Genomic DNA, 15,674 nt, shown 5'->3' with positions numbered 1-15,674 from the left:
TGGAAGCAAGATATACGGCACCAAATTTTCATCATTGGTTGTGGCCTGCACAACCTGCGGGTCCGCTTTCGGAGCTCCGCGTATGCACGTGGCGCGCAGCGGATGCGCGCGCGTCTAAACTTTTAATTTTAATAAACTCTACTGGTTATCATTTACTTATAGCTGTGTGTCCGGATTTTGGTTAAACATGTCCGGATTTTTGCTTCGATATGCCCCCATCTTTGTCTCATCGAATTCATTGATCACCTAAACTATAATACAGATGAAAACGCAAATCCTGACTTTCGATGCACAGCCAAAAACAGAAACTAAGGTTGACCTCAAAAAAGCTGTAGTATGTACAGCCTGCCTTTCCTTCTTTCCACTCGTCTACGTTGTAGGCAAATTTGTCATGTCCCTGGGATAAGAGCAATAGCTGATTTTGTGCTTTCAAACCGTAACCTGTTTACCTGTCAGCCCTTTGCCATTATGCGCCTCACGCATGAGGCTATCCGTAGCGGAATCAACCCATTGCAAAACATCAATAGACTTGATGCGATAACTTGAATTTAGAAAAGAAGGAGAGCGGTTTGAAAATCCGTCCCAAAATGTAAAGCCGAACGATTTCAAGTCCGGGAGGCGGTATCATTGTGCCATTATTCAAGTAAAAAGGATACCATGATACCACCCCGGACAAAACGCTTCCTCACCCGCCTGCTGCCCTTTGGGCTGATCTGGCTTTTTGCCGGTTGGGTATTCCTGCTGATTGAGCATGCGGCTACAGCTGGCATCGACACCCTGCCTTCCACCGTTATACAGATGGACTGGCGCATATTTGTAGTGGCTAGCTTTGCGGTGACCGTAGCTGGCTTTTTCACGGGCTATCTGGAGCTGCGCTTCCTAGACCCCTGGCTGGGGCACCTGCACTTTGCCCGGCGCTTGTTTCTTAAGCTGATGGCCTATGCCGGTATTTTTTCGTTTGTGATCTTGGTGACGTTCCCTGTGGCAGCGAGCCTGGAGATGGGTACGAGCATTCTGGGGCCGGAGGTATGGTCAAGGTACCTGGACTACCTCACGAGCATCACCCACCTGAGCACGGGCGTGCAATTGGGCGCAAGCCTGCTGCTGTCCCTGTTTTACGCTGAAATCAGTGAGTTTATGGGGCAAAATGTCCTGAATAACTTCTTCACCGGGCGCTACCACCGTCCAGTAGAGGAAGACCGGGTATTCATGTTTCTGGATATGAAGTCGTCCACGACGATTGCGGAGCAGCTTGGGCATCAAAAATACTTCCACCTGCTGAAGGCCTACTACGACTGTTTTTCGGAAGCCATCATTGACCACGGCGGTGAAATCTACCAATACGTTGGGGACGAAATCATTCTTTCCTGGCCGTACCGGCAGGGGCAAAAAGACAACCGGCCACTAGATTGCTTCTTTGCCATGCGGGACAGCCTGCGGTCCAAAGCTCTGTGGTTTAAGCAAAGTTTTGGGGTAGTACCTGCCTTCAAAGCCGGCATACATTTAGGCAGGGTGACCACGGGTGAGATTGGGATGATCAAAAAGGAAATCCTGTTCTCCGGCGATGTGCTCAATGCCACCGCCCGTATTCAGGGGCTGTGCAACAGCTACGGCGTAGACCTGCTCCTTTCGGAGGAAATGCTGCAGCATGTGAAGCTAACGCCTACTGATCAGGTGAAAAGGCTGGGTGAGGCGACGCTCAGGGGGCGGTCCGCTTCTGCTCACCTCTTTACCGTTCAGCGGACAGTACCTGAGCCTTCGCGGGCCCCTTCCCGGTGGATGCCGGCAGTAGCGCTGCTCTAAAGCATCAGCATGATCAGCGTCAGGATGATGCCCCCGGCGGTAAAATAAAGCCCCTTTTTGAAGATATCGGTACCCGGCATGAACATCCAGAATGCGGAAATCACAAAAAACAGCAAGGATGCTCCGAAGAAAATATTGAGAAAATACAAGGGGCTGTTCGTGGTAGCTTTGTGAAGGCTTGTCATTTTATCTAATACCAACGGCAATTTCTTCACGGTATACTGAGCCATGCCAGTAGACTGATCAAAGGTGCCATTCTCGAAGTAGACCAGGTTGCCCTCTGTTTTTTCGACCTTGAGGTTCTTCATATTGAGGGCCTTTCCGAGTTCAGCAGTGGTGGTGGCCGGAGGGAGCTGTTGCTCAATTACGGTTTCTTTTTTGAGGAAATCCGTTTTGCGGAAAATCAGCACCACGCCGCTAATGGCATAGACGGCCATTATGCCAGCCAGAAAGAAGCCGAGGTAACGGTGGTAAACCCGAAAGGTGTTGCTGAGCTTGCGTTTGTCCATCTGAGAAGGGCATTTATGTGTTAGTGTATGTTTCAACAGGGCCCAAATTTACAAACTCTTTTATTTAGTCTAAGTTGAGAAATGAATATTGCTTTCAATGGGCTATGCCTGCTTTTCCGTTTAGTGTAGGCTAATCGACGACAATAATCCGACCGCTCACCGTGCGCTGGAACGGTTGCATATCCAATTCCCGGAAGCATTGGAGACGCGCACGCCAGAAGTAAGCACCGGCAGCCCGGGGCCATTGCGCCTGGTCAAGACTGGCCGCGCTGCCTGACCATACCTTTTGACCAGCTGTGGTGAATAATTCCAAGGTGTAACGTTCTACATTTCGGGAAGGAATGGGGATCAGTGGGGCAGAAAGCCGAAGAGGTGAGGGCATAATCAGGTCGCAAAAACAACCATCCGTTTGCACCTCGAATGTCTGTTGAATAACATCGCAGCCGTAGAAGTTGTTAACGACGTACTGCCCGGGCATCCGGGTTTGGAATTGCTGCTGCACATCCTGCCCAACCCACTGGTAGCTATCGGCATCGGGCAGGGCTTCGAGCCGGGCATTGCCGCTGTCGCAAATGATAGTGTCCTGTAGGGGTAGTTGGGTAAGCATACCTCCTGTTTCGCCGCAGCGGGTCAGTTCCACCTGGTCCACAAAGTAGTAAGCCCAGAACCGGCTATCCTCAACTGCCGTTTCCTGAAAGGTGGTCTGGGTCTGGCCGTATAAATTACCAATGAGCAGGTATTGTTCGCCGCCCTGAGCAAGGTACTGCCCGCGGATTTCCATCCATCCGGACGTATCGGATAATACCCGTCCTTCCTGGTTTTTAACTACGTAGTAATATTTGCTTAAGCTATCCTGCTCCGGGCGCTCCTGCAACAGCATAGCCCCAAAGTCATCGGTCATATAGCCTGACTGCTCGGAAAGGCTGACCTGAAAGCTTAGCGTGTAGACCTGTCCGCCCTCCAGCGGTTCTGTTAATTGAACGGCAAGGAACTCTCTGACATTCCAGGGGTAAACGATCATCCCTGCGTAGCCATCCCCTTCAAAGGGTTCCTGATAGCCGCGCTGATTGAAGGGCACACCCGCAATTGGAGGGTAGGTCCTGTGAAAGAATTCCGTGGTGTATTCAAATTTGAACCAGTCTGCGGTAGCATTGACACCATTGACGCTCAGTTCCGGATGCTCGAAGTACGATTCAAAGCCTGGATTAGGGACGAGGTTTTGAGCCTCTGTCCCGAAGCCGGGCAGTAAAGTACAGGAAAGAGCGACAAGCCTGAACAGGTATTTTAGGTAAGCCATCATTCGTTCGGTTGATAAAATATTAAAATAGTCAGAAAACGCTTTCCTTTTGGCAAAAGCCCGGAGCTTTGTATTTTGAGGGACTAAATATCAACGAAAACCAACTGCTATGAAGCACATGCATTCCCACTTTCTGCTGCTGACCTTTTTGATTACTCTACCCACCTTGATAAGTGGGCAAGCGCTGCAGCAAGTCGTTCCGGAAAGCGTCGGGATTTCCTCCGGCCGTTTAGCGCATCTGGACCGCACTTTTCAGGATTATGTGGATAACGGGCAATTGCCTGGCGCGGTGGTTCTTGTGGCCCGCAATGGGCAGGTGCCCTACTTTAAGGCTTTTGGGCAGCGAGATATGGAAACGGGCGAGTCGATGCCTAAGGATGCCATTTTTCGCATCGCTTCCCAAACCAAGGCGATTGTCAGCGTTGGGGTTATGATGCTGCAGGAAGAAGGACGCCTGTTGATCGGTGACCCGGTGGGTAAATACCTGCCGGAATACATGGAAACTACTGTGGCAGTGGCAAAGGAAGAAGGCGGGTATGAGGTGGTAAAAGCTGAGCGCCCGATCACCATCCGTGACTTGCTGACCCATACGGCTGGTATCGGGTACGGCTATGGCCCGGCAAAGGAGGCCTGGGAAGCCGCTGGCATTCAGGGTTGGTACTTCGCGGACCGGGAAGAGCCGGTGCGGGAGACCATACGGCGCATGGCTGGCCTGCCCTTTGATGCACAACCCGGTGAGCGTTTTGTGTACGGCTACAATACGGATATCCTCGGTGTGCTGATTGAGGTGGTCTCCGGACAGCCTTTGGACGCGTTTCTCACCACTCGCATCTTTGAGCCCCTGGGCATGGAAGATACTCATTTTTACCTGCCTGAGGAGAAAGTCAGTCGCCTGGCTACGGTCTATTCCAAAGAAGCGGACAATCTGGAACGTGCGCCCACTCCCGGGCACATGCGTGGACAAGGCCACTACGTCGAAGGTCCCCGGACCAGCTTTTCCGGTGGTGCAGGCCTGCTCAGTACGGCTATGGATTACGCCCGCTTCCTGCAAATGATGTTCAATGGCGGAACCTACAACGGTCAGCGTATCCTGTCCCGCAAGTCAGTCGACCTAATGACGGTTGACCACATGCGCGATATCCCCTACGGACGGGATGGGCAGGGTTTTGGGCTCGGCTTTACAGTGGCTACCGATCTTGGTGCCCGCGGCACGCTCGGCTCAGTGGGCGATTATGGCTGGGGCGGCGCATACCATTCCCATTATTGGGTCGACCCGGTGGAGGAACTCGTGGTGGTCTACTTTACGCAAGTCATCCCTGCCCGGGGGCTGGACGATCACGCGAAGCTTAGGGCGCTGGTGTATCAGGCGCTGGAGTGAAGCAATTATGCTTTTTGATATACCCACTCCTTTGCAGGGTTCTTGTATCGTCTGTACATGTTAAAGGCAATCAGAGCAGAAGCAATGATTCCAATAATGATAAGGCCTGTTTGACCAACGATATCATACAGCAAACTCAAAATGGCACGTCCGGAACGGCTTTTTGCGGTCCCGCCTTCCCCTGATGCCATTTCAGAAGCATCACCCAACAGGACATATCCGGTGAAGCCCAAAGCTAGTAACAGATAGAAGCTCTTATTGAGTAAAGGTTTTAGCGATTTTTCCTGATGTTCTTCAACAGGCAACTCGCTTTTTTGACCGATGAAATGACCTGCCGTTACCGCTTTGGCAGGCTCGTCAAATTTGATTTTCAACGATTCAGATTTGCCATTCTCATAGAGCATTTTGAATTTCAATTCAGGTGAGGACTCATTAAACTGCAGATTTTCCAGATTTGTAAGCGGGTAAGCAGTGGCGGACCTCAAAAAGCCCGTTCCTGTTGCGGATTGCTTAAACTGCTCAATATCTTTCATCTTTTTGGCGCTAACGTACAGCATTCCTTCACTGAGTAGCAGGGACTTCCAGTTTTCCCCGTCAAGCGCGATAATTGTGTTTTCCATTATTCTAACTTGAGTTTAATTTCTGACAAAGATAACTAGTATTTTGTCTTGTAGGTGGGGTATTGACTTGAACCTACTCTGTTTGCTGTTCAGGTAGAGCAAACGCAACTATAGTATTCCCTTTGGGTGTTCCCAGCTTTTCTCCTCCACAGGCAATGGCGATATACTGCCGACCCTCTATTTCGTAAGTAGCCGGTGTGGCAAAAGCGGCGGCAGGCAGGCGGGTGGACCACAACAGGGCTCCGGTATGCCGGTCGAACGCCCGGAAGTACCCATCTTTCGTGGCCCCATTCAGCACCGCCATCATAGCCGGGCAGCAGCAAGACCGGCTCAGTGGAGGGAGGCGCATAACGGCGATTGTCGAGTTGCCGAAGTGTGGCTTTCAGCTCCTCCGGGTTGGGGGCATAGGGGCTGATATCCGCTTCTGTAATATCCGCTGCCTGTCGGGCAAAGGGGCGGGGCTTTACCGGCACCGGTTGGGTGGGGGATGCCTGTTCGCCATCGAGCTGAGAAGCAGGGACAGGTACTTCTTCAATGTCAAAAAGTGGTTCACCGGTGCGACGGTCAAAAACAAATACATAGCCTTGTTTGGTGATCTGAGCAACAGCTTCAACAGCATTCCCATCCTGCTGTACGGTAATCAGATTAGGAGGCGCGGGCGGGTCGCGGTCCCAGAGGTCGTGGTGGACAAACAATGCGTAGTCGCTTTAAAGTTAAATAAAAAAGGGCCAGCCAGAAGGCCGGCCCGGCAATAGGGTTCGTTAGGCGCTGCAGCAGCAGGCGGCTTGGCTAGCCTGCCGCTTTAATCCAGATTAAAAGGTGCCGGTGCTTTTGCGTCGTTCGGCGCAATCCGGTACGCCACACTGAAATTGATCAGGTAATCCGCGAATGCGGCATCACCGTTTCGGGGCTGCCCGGTGGCCTGCTCAGTTTCCAGGTCGGTAAGGCTCTGCGGGCGGTTGCGGAGCATAGCGACCGGCACAGAAAGGCTGACCGTCGTCCGGCTGTTCATCAGGGTCAGCCCGGGCTCCAGCGACAGCACTTCTCCTGGGCGGCGGAACCCCCCACTGCCGCCGATGAGGTCCTCTACCGGCACGGCTTCGTAACGGGCACCAATAGATACGCTCAATGCAGGCACAGGGGTATTGTAGCTGAATCCACCCCGCAGCCCGTACTGGTCCGGTACCGACATGATGGATTCATTTTGCAGAATCGGGCTAAGCGTTTCCCGAAAAGTGCGAACGCCATTCGTCTCCCTGGGATTGGCCAGGTAAAAAGCACCAGCGTAAGCAAAAAGCGTGGGAGACAGCTGCTGGAAGAACTGCAGGTCTACTGTCAGGCCAAAGCCGCCATCGCCAGGTTGGATAGACTGGTCTACGGGACGGACCTGAGGGGTACCTTCCGGTCCGACGTTGTAAAAAATGTCCGTTGCATTGTAGTCGCCCGTGGGTAGCTTCACGCCCAACCCGAGTGCGAGGTTGCCCTTGGGGCTGCGCGCAGGGTCGAAGAGCCAGTAACCCAGGCCCAGCCGCACATCAGCAAGGCCGCGGGAAAAGGTCGTATTGCGTTCCTCTCTGCCATGTTCGTATAAGGAAGAACGGGTGTTGACCACAAATGGGAGGATGGCCGTGGCGTACATCCGGTTGCTCAGGCTGTAATTGACGGAAAAGTCCCAGGCGTGGGCATGGTTGATGACCTCCGTCTCATTTGAAACCCGATCGGGCTCCTCGTGCGTGCCCCGGAAGTGGCGGAAGGATTTGAAGTAGCGGTAGTTCATCCCGATCTGCCATTCACCAGCAGACAGGAGGTTGGAGGAAAGATTGTTGCCACCACAGGAAGAGAAGTGGCGGATGGCTACACAGCCTTGCCCCTGCAATTGCAGGGTGCTGAGGATGGCGAACAGCAAAAGGGGCAAAATACTTTTATAATGGGTATTCATTGAGAATAAATTTTAGATGGGCAAGCACGGTACAGGCAGGTCTGTACACCAGTCCCCTCCTGAATCGCGTTCAGGGAGTCCGTGTGCTCCAAAGATTTAAATTGGTCAATTGACTTCAGGTGAGGAAATCAGGCTCTGGGAGGAGGGTCAGGGAGCGATAGGCTGGCCGTGGAGGCTGGCTGCTGAAAGAAAAACGAACCCCGGGCAGTGGCGACCGGCACCGATGGCAGAGGGTGCAGTGGCGGGTCTACCCTGAATTTGGAAAACAGCTGGTCGAGCAAAGCCCGTCCGCTGTTCGATTCTTCTGAAACTGGGGGCATAGCCTGCAGGTACTCTACCAATTGAGTGGAGTCTGCCGCAATTTTATAGTGTATGGTTTCGCCCCCGATTTCTTCTGATAAAATAAACTGGCTGCTGTAGCCAATCAAAGCGGGATGGAAATCTTTTTCAATGATAGCGACTTGATAGGAGGCACCCGTGCTGGCCTTGAGGGCTTCTGACAATTGTGCCTCACGCTGGTCCATCTTGCGTTGCACTTCTATAACGTGGAGTGTTTCTACCACTAAATGCCCGGCCATCCACTGGAAGGTGATTAGAAAAAGCAATAGCCATGAGGTTAGTGGTCGCATGCAGTCAATTGGGTAAATCTATAGCTTAAAGGTAGGAAATTCTTTGTATAAACTACCTACCGTTATTTTTATCCGTCCTGTTATTTGAAAATGAGATTCAAGTGTGCCGTTTTTTATCGGAAAAATGATAATAGACTTGATGCGTCGGGGATCATCGCAGGGTTAAAATGGCGCTGCCCCTTCCCATCAAGGTAGAACCGGGATGTCTTTTTTCAGTCACTTAGCTCAGGCTATAGTCCGCCAACCCAAGATTTCGCTTCGCTGATCGTCGATGCGCTCCTCTGGGTTCCATCTCGCTGCGTTAATCCCGGTCAACTGGGACGCCGACTTCACCATGGGCCCTATCCCACGCTTCGTGTAGGCATCACTTACGTTTTGCTTCGCATCTACTTCGTTGTCGCTTCGCCGAACAGACGCATCAAGTCTGTTATCAATAGGCAGAGAATACACTGCACCGCCAACCGCTTTAAGACTGGTTTTGAATCAATATACCGACTCTAATCCAACCCCTTGCGTGGTAAAGGACAAGCCTTGTTGGCCCGAAGTTGAGATCATGACCGCTTCGAATAGGGGAGGGTTGCTCTCGAAAGAGGTGCGCCAGTCAAAAAGGAAATTAGCACCTGTGCCCCCTTCGCGGTCGATTTCGTCAATAACAATTTCAACGGTTTCCATAGGGGCAATAAAGATAGGCCTTGCTAAATAGTTTCGGATTGGGGTGCCATGGGTATCGTAGTATACCGCCTCTTTGATATAGACCGTATCCTTTCGGTTCACATTACGCAGGCTGATGGTAGCCGTAAGGTCATGAGTGCGGTGCTCGGTCTGACTGTAAATCTGGGAATAGACCGATAAGTAAGTCGTGCCTGAAGCCAGGGAATCAGGGTTTGGGATTTCAATTTTCCGGTTTTCCCAATTGACAGGGTCGATTGAGCTGATTTCCTCCCTGGGGGTGCAGGAGGCTAAAATAAGTACAAAGGCTAAAATGGAACCGTTTTTCATGATCTGCCGCATTTGATTTACAGGGGTGAAGCTACTGCTTTTAGCTAAGAAGCTAGTTTTCAATCTCCTTATGGATCAACGTAAGAATGGCCTTCAGCTCTTCCATCAGGGGCAGGTAATGCGTGTCAGTAGTACCTGCGCAGGCCAGCAGAAAGAGAAGCAGGTGGTTCTCAAAAGACCGGGATTGCAACAGCGGCAAATTAGAAGTAGCATCTTGGGAAGGCGCGAGGTCGAGCTCATTGGCTGCGAGCCCGGTCTGTTCCAAAACTGTCCGGATACTGTAGCGGTCGCTTAGAAAGGTATTGAGAATACGCTTGCGTTCCTGTTCCTGATCCTGTTCCTGCCGGGCAACATCCTCCAGAGTAGCAATCCAGTTGGTCAGCCGGCGGCGCAGCTCAGGATTGGATAAATCGCGAAGGCTGCCGGAGTTGATCATCTCATTCAGCAGTGAGTTGTTGGGGTTGAACGCGATATCGTAAGCGAGGGTGCTGTAAATCAGTTTGGAGAAAGCAGCCTCATCCGTGAGTGTCGTAGAGTCGGACATGAAGGCGAGTAAGGCGCGGGCACCTTCCGCGTTTTGCTGATTGAGGGCGATGAGGTTTTTAAGCTTGTATTGACTAACCTTAAACTCTTCCTGCAATCCCTTTAGGTACACTTGTTCCTTGTCCCGGGTCAGTCGCTGCTCATTGCCGTTATTTATGGCTAGTGCGATGAGGATGCCAGCGACCACCAATACGATTTCCCCCAGTGCATACAACAGGTACTGGCTGATGCGCTTTTCAGCAATTAACTGTTGTCGTATTTTCCGGAAAAACTTGATCATGGTCTTGAGCTGCTTTTAGTTAAAAGTCTGTATCCGCACCATCCAGCTCCAGTTCCTTAATCCATATATTTCTGTACAGCACATCATGCCCTTCGGCCTGCAGTTTGATGCCCCCGGGGGTATCTGTGATGCCAAAGCCTTTATCGTTGCCGCCGTCTAATCCAGAGAACTTTCCGCCCCAGACTTTATTGATGGGGACGTTTTGGTGCACTTTTTGCCCGTTGAAATACATACTGACAAGCGGTTGCTCCACGAGTTTCCCATTTTTAAAGCGGGCCGCGCGGAAGGTGATATCGTAGGCGTTCCACTTGCCGGTTCCATTGTAAAGGGCGTAAGGGGATTCCGTTTCGTTGATGACCGTGGCCATGCCATGCTTCGTGCTGTCCCCATCCAGGATTTGAATTTCATACCGGTTTTGCAGGTAAACCCCACTATTGCCCCCCTCACTGGGCACCAGGAATTCTACATGCAGGCGGAAATCCCGGTACTTCTTCTTTGTCACAATATCGGCCGAACCGTACAGGCCGCCCTTTGAAGCGGGGTCGTTGCTGTTCAGTGCGGTCCCTTCATCAACCGGGTCCTCCACGATCTGCCATTTGATGGGCAGTGCTGCTGAAAAGCGCGGGCCTTCCCAGTAGGTCCACTTTTCCTCCAGCATGGCTCCTGATCCGTCAAATAAGACTTCTGCACCCTCCACCGGTTTCATGTAGACACCGGGGCGTTCCTTTGCTGAAGCGCCGGAAGTCTCCTTGTTTAGCGCGGGAGAACAGGCACTTAGCAATCCTGTAATAAGCACCCCTGCAATTAACCAGACCAAATGCTTGCTTTCCATGAGCTGTTGTTTTTTAATGCTGAATTTAAGAGGGATTATTTAATTAGAATAACATTTCGACTATTGTTAATGGGCATGATGTACAGAACCATGGAAGGAAGGGGATTTAGGGAATGAGCTATACATTCCGTACCTACGGCACGGGGACCCTTTTAAAGCCAATATTTTACCTATATAGCGCACCTAAAGGCGCGTGGATTAACTCTGGGAAATTGCAAGTTTTGCGAACTTACGGGGTAATCACTTCCTTAACTAACGGGCAGGTGATTTGCTCAACGCCTGATAAACCCATTCCGCGCTCCTGACTGCGCCCTCCATATATCCGGGAAAGGCATTCGCTGTTTCCGAGCCTGCTAGGAAAAAACGGCCGTTCCAGGCAAACCAGCAGCCCCTATCTCAGCAGACTTCTGCCGTTTACAGCCCAGGTTCAAAAAATGAAAATGTACATTCTGTTTCTGACCAAATGGGCTTTTGTGCATTTTTCTTTCGATATTTACAATATTGGCGTCAGTTTCACTGAGACTGAGAGTATGTTTTTGTAGTGAGGCAACCGCAGGAATAACGCTCCCCGGCCTTCACAAATTTTGAGTTCTCAGACTACATAAAATATTCTTGTGGAAATATACTACATTAAAATAGTAGAATCAATTGTAGCCATCTTTGTATTCTTGGCTATAAGAATTGTGATTAATCGAATTATTAATAAAACCATTATAGAAAAAGTCGTTCAAAAATCACGAACGCAGCTTGTAAGAAGAGCTATCAACTTTATTTTGATAGTAGTTACTCTAATTGTATTGATGATAATTTGGGGTGTAAAACAATCTGAATTAGTTGTTTTTATAGGTTCCATATTAACAATTGTTGGTGTGGCTTTCTTCGCACAATGGTCATTGTTGTCTAACATAACCTCAAGTATTATTCTATTCTTCGGTCATTCCGTAAAAATTGGAGACACTATTTCAATAATGGAAACTAAAGATTATGAGATACGAGGTGAAGTTTTAAACATTGGTTTGTTTTTTACTAAGATTACATTAGTGGACACAAATGATGAAATCACTTTACCTAACAATATTTTCATCATAAAGACCATCAGAAAAGTTAACCCCACTGCGGAAGTCCTTGAAATACCTAAAAATGCAACCTAATCATTTGAAAAGAGTATTTGATTGGGTCAATTCCTGGTGCACCCACTCCGCACTCCGCAACGCCCCTTCCATATACCCAGGGAAGGTCTCCGCCGTTTCCGAGCCTGCAAGGAAAAACCGGCCATCCCAGTATGGCTTTCGGTACATTTCGTGCCCGTTGTTTTGGTGGGGAAGGACAGGATGTTCATAGGGGGCATGGGTGAATGGCTCCGCTGGCCAAACCGCCTCCTCATAGGAAGTATAGTTTAGGGCATGCTGCCCGAAAAACTTCACGAGTTGCCCTTCAACCAGCCGTTTTCGTGCTGGGGCGCCCAGGTTTGCCATGTCATTCCTAAGAAAACCCTTTAAAGCAAAGTGTCCCTCCTCAGCATCTGTATGGTCATAAAGCTCGGTAAAGGGACCCGTGTGACTGAAGGCGGTACCCTCCTGCCCATCCTTCCTCCAAAATAGGCTTTTATAAGCCACCCCGGCTTTGATGGACTCGCCCATCCACGTATGGGTTTGTTGCATGAGGCGGATTAACGAATCCGGCAGGGCAGGCTGCAGTTTGATACGGTGGGTCAGTAAATTAGGCGGAAGGGTGGAAACAACGACTTTGGATTTGATCGTTAATGCTCCACTGAAGGTATAAACCCCATCTGCTTTTGCATGAATCTTTTCAACCGGTGTATCCAAAAGGACAGCCTCATCCGGAAGATGCCGGGCAAGTGCCTGAATCAGCGCGGAGGTGCCTCCCTGAATCCGGTAGCTGGGGTCGTTGTTGGGGGGAAGGGGGACAATCTGTGCCTTATCCTGCTGATGTTGCTCAAACAGCGCCTTAGCCCCCAGGCGCTGCTGAAAAACCGGGAGATTCAATTCCTGCAGCAGCTGCACCAGGTGAGTGTGCTTTTGGCCCAGCCAGGTGGCACCCATGTCAATATTCACGCCTTCGGTAGTGGTCTTTGTCCAAATCCTGCCGCCCAGCCGGCCGCGGGCTTCCAGGATTAGTGCAGCGTAGCCTGCCTTTCTTAGTAAATAGTTTAGCGTCAGCCCGGTCAGCCCGCCTCCTATGATTAGCACATCTGCTGTTCGCATCGTCTCTGTTTTGTCTGCTATTCCTATCACCAACAATCCAGCCTAAGTTTTGGATGAAAAGGGGGCATTGTGGTGAACTGCCAAAGATTAGGCCTTGTTACATTGCCATGACAATCAGTGGATTTTCACTCAGTTTTCAAAGTATAGGATTTGACTATCCGCTTATAAGTTTAATAAATGATACTTATCTTACCTTTACAATATTAAACAAACCAAATAACCATTCACCATGGAAAAAAATACAGAGCAAAGCAAGCCGAATAACGGTAAGGTCTGGGATGTGAATCAATCCAGCCGCTGCCCGTTTATGAACGGCAAGCTGGAGCACGGAGCAGGTGCAGGTGCTTCCAACCGCGATTGGTGGCCCAACAGCCTAAACCTGACGATTCTCCGCCAGCATTCTGAATTGTCCAACCCAATGGGTAAGGATTTCGATTACGGTAAGGAATTCGAAAGCCTCGATTATGAAGCGCTAAAGAAAGACCTCCGGGAGTTGATGACTTACTCTCAGGACTGGTGGCCAGCCGACTATGGTCACTACGGACCTTTCTTCATCCGTATGGCCTGGCACAGCGCAGGTACCTACCGTATCGCCGACGGACGGGGTGGTGCCGGAGCAGGCACACAGCGTTTCGCGCCACTGAACAGCTGGCCAGACAACGCCAACCTGGACAAGGCCCGCCTTCTCCTGTGGCCCATCAAGCAGAAGTACGGGAAGAAAATCTCCTGGGCTGACCTTATGATACTAACCGGTAATGTAGCCCTGGAAACTATGGGCTTCAAGACCTTTGGTTTTGCCGGCGGCCGTGAAGATGTTTGGGAACCGGAAGAAGATATCTACTGGGGACCGGAAGGTGAATGGCTGGATGACAAGCGCTACACAGGCGAACGTGAGCTGGAGAATCCACTCGCTGCCGTACAGATGGGCCTCATCTACGTAAATCCTGAAGGGCCCAACGGCAATCCCGACCCGATCGCTTCCGCACACGATATCCGCGAGACTTTCGGCCGTATGGCAATGAATGACGAGGAGACCGTAGCCCTGATTGCTGGTGGCCACACCTTTGGCAAGACCCACGGTGCCGGTGATCCTGACCAATACGTTGGCGCGGAGCCTGCAGGGGCAAGCATTGAAGAGATGAGCACCGGTTGGAAAAATACCCTTGGCGATGGCAACGGTGAGCATACCATCACTTCCGGTCTGGAAGGGGCATGGACCGATACGCCAACGCAGTGGAGCAATAAGTACTTCGAGAACCTGTTCAAGTACGACTGGGAGCTGACCAAAAGCCCGGCAGGTGCCCATCAGTGGCAGCCAAAGGGTGGAGCTGGTGCAGGTACGGTCCCTGATGCACACAACCCGGAGAAGAAGCACGCGCCATTTATGCTGACCACGGACCTGGCGTTGCGTATGGACCCGGCTTACGAGAAAATCTCCCGCCGCTTCTACGAAAATCCCGATGAGCTTGCAGATGCTTTTGCCCGCGCATGGTTCAAGCTGACCCACCGCGATATGGGGCCAAAGGCTCGCTACCTGGGACCAGAAGTACCGGAGGAAGAGCTGATCTGGCAGGATCCTGTGCCAGCAGTCACGCACAAACTGATAGACGAAGCAGACATCACGAAGCTGAAGCGTATGATCCTGGCTTCCGGCCTGACCACTTCGCAACTGGTTGCTACCGCCTGGGGCTCGGCTTCTACTTTCCGTAACTCCGACAAGCGCGGTGGTGCCAATGGTGCTCGCATCCGTCTGGCACCTCAAAAGGATTGGGATGTAAATAACCCAACGCAACTGTCGAAAGTACTGGATACATTGGAGGGCGTACAGAAAGAATTCAACGGTGGCGCATTGGGCGGCAAGATGGTCTCCATGGCCGATCTCATCGTACTCGGTGGCTGCGCAGCTATTGAGGAAGCCGCTAAGAAGGCGGGCTATGAGGTAACCGTGCCGTTCACACCGGGCCGTACCGATGCCACGCAGGAGCAGACCGACGCATCATCCTTTGATCCGCTGGAGCCTGCTGCAGACGGTTTCCGCAACTACATGAAGACGCAGTATTCTGTTTCTGCAGAGGAAATGCTGGTGGACAAGGCACAACTGCTTGCCCTTACTACGCCGGAAATGACGGCACTGGTAGGCGGTATGCGCGTATTGGATACCAATTACGATCAGTCTCAGCGCGGCGTATTTACCGACCGCCCGGGTACCCTGTCCAACGACTTCTTCGTGAATGTCCTGGACCTGAGCACCAAGTGGAAAGCCGTTTTGGAAGACGAGGCTGTGTTCGAAGGTCGCGACCGTAAGACCAATGAAATCAAGTGGACTGGTACTCGCGTTGATCTCATTTTTGGTTCCAACACGGAGCTTCGCGCTATTGCGGAAGTTTACGGTTGCCAGGATGGAGAAGAGCGCTTTGTGCACGACTTCATCGCAGCCTGGAACAAGGTAATGAACGCAGACCGCTTCGAGCTGAAGCAATAGAGTTTATTAAGGTAAGTTTTGTATAGGGTATGGATGAGTATTTTTTGCCAGATCAAAGAACGCCCGGAACCTCGTAGCCTAAGCTACGAAGGTGAGGACGAGATGCAGAGCTGGTGAAAAAGACCATTCAGAGACATA

15 protein-coding genes and 1 pseudogene are annotated in these 15,674 nt (G+C 51.1%); 5 read left to right on the top strand and 11 right to left on the bottom strand.

Going from position 1 to position 15,674, the window contains the following annotated elements; translation table 11 throughout:
• Positions 1 to 262 precede the first annotated feature (262 nt).
• Positions 263 to 406: a hypothetical protein gene (locus tag RIC19_RS21205; protein WP_350180373.1), complete on the top strand. Its 144-nt coding sequence runs from the start codon at positions 263 to 265 to the stop codon at positions 404 to 406.
• A 251-nt stretch (positions 407 to 657) separates the two neighbouring features.
• Positions 658 to 1,803, top strand: coding sequence for an adenylate/guanylate cyclase domain-containing protein (locus RIC19_RS21200; RefSeq protein WP_350180372.1), 1,146 nt, complete (start codon positions 658 to 660; stop codon positions 1,801 to 1,803).
• Here RIC19_RS21200 and RIC19_RS21195 read toward each other — a convergent pair.
• Complete coding sequence (locus tag RIC19_RS21195) at positions 1,800 to 2,312, bottom strand: hypothetical protein (RefSeq protein ID WP_350180371.1); 513 nt, start codon at positions 2,310 to 2,312, stop codon at positions 1,800 to 1,802. The two genes, RIC19_RS21200 and RIC19_RS21195, sit on opposite strands and share 4 nt — an antisense overlap.
• A gap of 130 nt (positions 2,313 to 2,442) precedes the next feature.
• Positions 2,443 to 3,612 carry a hypothetical protein gene (locus tag RIC19_RS21190; RefSeq protein ID WP_350180370.1) on the bottom strand — a complete coding sequence of 390 codons (1,170 nt, stop codon included), beginning with the start codon at positions 3,610 to 3,612 and terminating at the stop codon, positions 2,443 to 2,445.
• 106 nt (positions 3,613 to 3,718) lie between these two features.
• Here RIC19_RS21190 and RIC19_RS21185 point away from each other — a divergent pair, with 106 nt between their 5' ends.
• Positions 3,719 to 4,987, top strand: coding sequence for a serine hydrolase domain-containing protein (locus tag RIC19_RS21185; RefSeq protein ID WP_350180369.1), 1,269 nt, complete (start codon positions 3,719 to 3,721; stop codon positions 4,985 to 4,987).
• 5 nt (positions 4,988 to 4,992) lie between these two features.
• Here RIC19_RS21185 and RIC19_RS21180 read toward each other — a convergent pair whose 3' ends face one another.
• From RIC19_RS21180 to RIC19_RS21150, 8 genes and pseudogenes are all read right to left on the bottom strand, one after another.
• Positions 4,993 to 5,607 carry a hypothetical protein gene (locus tag RIC19_RS21180; RefSeq protein WP_350180368.1) on the bottom strand — a complete coding sequence of 205 codons (615 nt, stop codon included), beginning with the start codon at positions 5,605 to 5,607 and terminating at the stop codon, positions 4,993 to 4,995.
• A gap of 73 nt (positions 5,608 to 5,680) precedes the next feature.
• Positions 5,681 to 5,911 (bottom strand): hypothetical protein, encoded by a 231-nt coding sequence (locus tag RIC19_RS25790; RefSeq protein ID WP_502930853.1) that lies wholly within the window; start codon positions 5,909 to 5,911, stop codon positions 5,681 to 5,683.
• 57 nt (positions 5,912 to 5,968) lie between these two features.
• Positions 5,969 to 6,302, bottom strand: a pseudogene (locus RIC19_RS25785) (pyrroloquinoline quinone-dependent dehydrogenase); the annotation flags it as partial.
• A gap of 107 nt (positions 6,303 to 6,409) precedes the next feature.
• Positions 6,410 to 7,546 (bottom strand): hypothetical protein, encoded by a 1,137-nt coding sequence (locus RIC19_RS21170; protein WP_350180367.1) that lies wholly within the window; start codon positions 7,544 to 7,546, stop codon positions 6,410 to 6,412.
• Between the two features lie 128 nt (positions 7,547 to 7,674).
• Positions 7,675 to 8,175 (bottom strand): hypothetical protein, encoded by a 501-nt coding sequence (locus RIC19_RS21165; protein WP_350180366.1) that lies wholly within the window; start codon positions 8,173 to 8,175, stop codon positions 7,675 to 7,677.
• Between the two features lie 483 nt (positions 8,176 to 8,658).
• Entirely contained in the window at positions 8,659 to 9,174 is a 516-nt protein-coding gene (locus tag RIC19_RS21160; RefSeq protein WP_350180365.1) for a DUF3124 domain-containing protein, read from the bottom strand.
• 52 nt (positions 9,175 to 9,226) lie between these two features.
• The gene (locus tag RIC19_RS21155) at positions 9,227 to 9,997 is read right to left on the bottom strand and encodes a DUF6090 family protein (protein ID WP_350180364.1); all 771 of its coding nucleotides are present in this window, start codon (positions 9,995 to 9,997) and stop codon (positions 9,227 to 9,229) included.
• A gap of 19 nt (positions 9,998 to 10,016) precedes the next feature.
• Positions 10,017 to 10,829, bottom strand: coding sequence for a 3-keto-disaccharide hydrolase (locus RIC19_RS21150; RefSeq protein WP_350180363.1), 813 nt, complete (start codon positions 10,827 to 10,829; stop codon positions 10,017 to 10,019).
• 614 nt (positions 10,830 to 11,443) lie between these two features.
• Between RIC19_RS21150 and RIC19_RS21145 the strand changes: the two genes are divergently transcribed.
• Positions 11,444 to 11,980, top strand: coding sequence for a mechanosensitive ion channel domain-containing protein (locus tag RIC19_RS21145; RefSeq protein ID WP_350180362.1), 537 nt, complete (start codon positions 11,444 to 11,446; stop codon positions 11,978 to 11,980).
• Here the strand turns inward: RIC19_RS21145 and RIC19_RS21140 are convergent, their stop codons facing one another.
• Positions 11,981 to 13,054: a flavin monoamine oxidase family protein gene (locus RIC19_RS21140; protein WP_350180361.1), complete on the bottom strand. Its 1,074-nt coding sequence runs from the start codon at positions 13,052 to 13,054 to the stop codon at positions 11,981 to 11,983.
• A gap of 229 nt (positions 13,055 to 13,283) precedes the next feature.
• Between RIC19_RS21140 and katG the strand changes: the two genes are divergently transcribed.
• Positions 13,284 to 15,536 (top strand): catalase/peroxidase HPI, encoded by a 2,253-nt coding sequence (gene katG / locus RIC19_RS21135; protein ID WP_350180360.1) that lies wholly within the window; start codon positions 13,284 to 13,286, stop codon positions 15,534 to 15,536.
• Positions 15,537 to 15,674: the final 138 nt, after the last annotated feature.

The sequence above is a fragment of the Phaeodactylibacter sp. genome (assembly GCF_040219495.1).
GTDB lineage: Bacteria > Bacteroidota > Bacteroidia > Chitinophagales > Saprospiraceae > Phaeodactylibacter.
The sequence above is the reverse complement of the archived record's forward strand: the minus strand, read 5'-3'. Positions and strand labels throughout refer to the sequence as shown.

Excerpts from the sequence above, each read along its gene's own strand:
- RIC19_RS21185 (WP_350180369.1), top strand. The coding sequence starts at position 3,719 with ATGAAGCACATGCATTCCCACTTTCTGCTGCTGACCTTTTTGATTACT.
- RIC19_RS21160 (WP_350180365.1), bottom strand. The coding sequence starts at position 9,174 with ATGAAAAACGGTTCCATTTTAGCCTTTGTACTTATTTTAGCCTCCTGC.
- RIC19_RS25790 (WP_502930853.1), bottom strand. The coding sequence starts at position 5,911 with ATGGCGGTGCTGAATGGGGCCACGAAAGATGGGTACTTCCGGGCGTTC.
- RIC19_RS21140 (WP_350180361.1), bottom strand. The coding sequence starts at position 13,054 with ATGCGAACAGCAGATGTGCTAATCATAGGAGGCGGGCTGACCGGGCTG.
- RIC19_RS21190 (WP_350180370.1), bottom strand. The coding sequence starts at position 3,612 with ATGATGGCTTACCTAAAATACCTGTTCAGGCTTGTCGCTCTTTCCTGT.
- RIC19_RS21155 (WP_350180364.1), bottom strand. The coding sequence starts at position 9,997 with ATGATCAAGTTTTTCCGGAAAATACGACAACAGTTAATTGCTGAAAAG.
- RIC19_RS21170 (WP_350180367.1), bottom strand. The coding sequence starts at position 7,546 with ATGAATACCCATTATAAAAGTATTTTGCCCCTTTTGCTGTTCGCCATC.
- RIC19_RS21205 (WP_350180373.1), top strand. The coding sequence starts at position 263 with ATGAAAACGCAAATCCTGACTTTCGATGCACAGCCAAAAACAGAAACT.
- RIC19_RS21195 (WP_350180371.1), bottom strand. The coding sequence starts at position 2,312 with ATGGACAAACGCAAGCTCAGCAACACCTTTCGGGTTTACCACCGTTAC.
- katG (WP_350180360.1), top strand. The coding sequence starts at position 13,284 with ATGGAAAAAAATACAGAGCAAAGCAAGCCGAATAACGGTAAGGTCTGG.
- RIC19_RS21165 (WP_350180366.1), bottom strand. The coding sequence starts at position 8,175 with ATGCGACCACTAACCTCATGGCTATTGCTTTTTCTAATCACCTTCCAG.
- RIC19_RS21180 (WP_350180368.1), bottom strand. The coding sequence starts at position 5,607 with ATGGAAAACACAATTATCGCGCTTGACGGGGAAAACTGGAAGTCCCTG.
- RIC19_RS21150 (WP_350180363.1), bottom strand. The coding sequence starts at position 10,829 with ATGGAAAGCAAGCATTTGGTCTGGTTAATTGCAGGGGTGCTTATTACA.
- RIC19_RS21200 (WP_350180372.1), top strand. The coding sequence starts at position 658 with ATGATACCACCCCGGACAAAACGCTTCCTCACCCGCCTGCTGCCCTTT.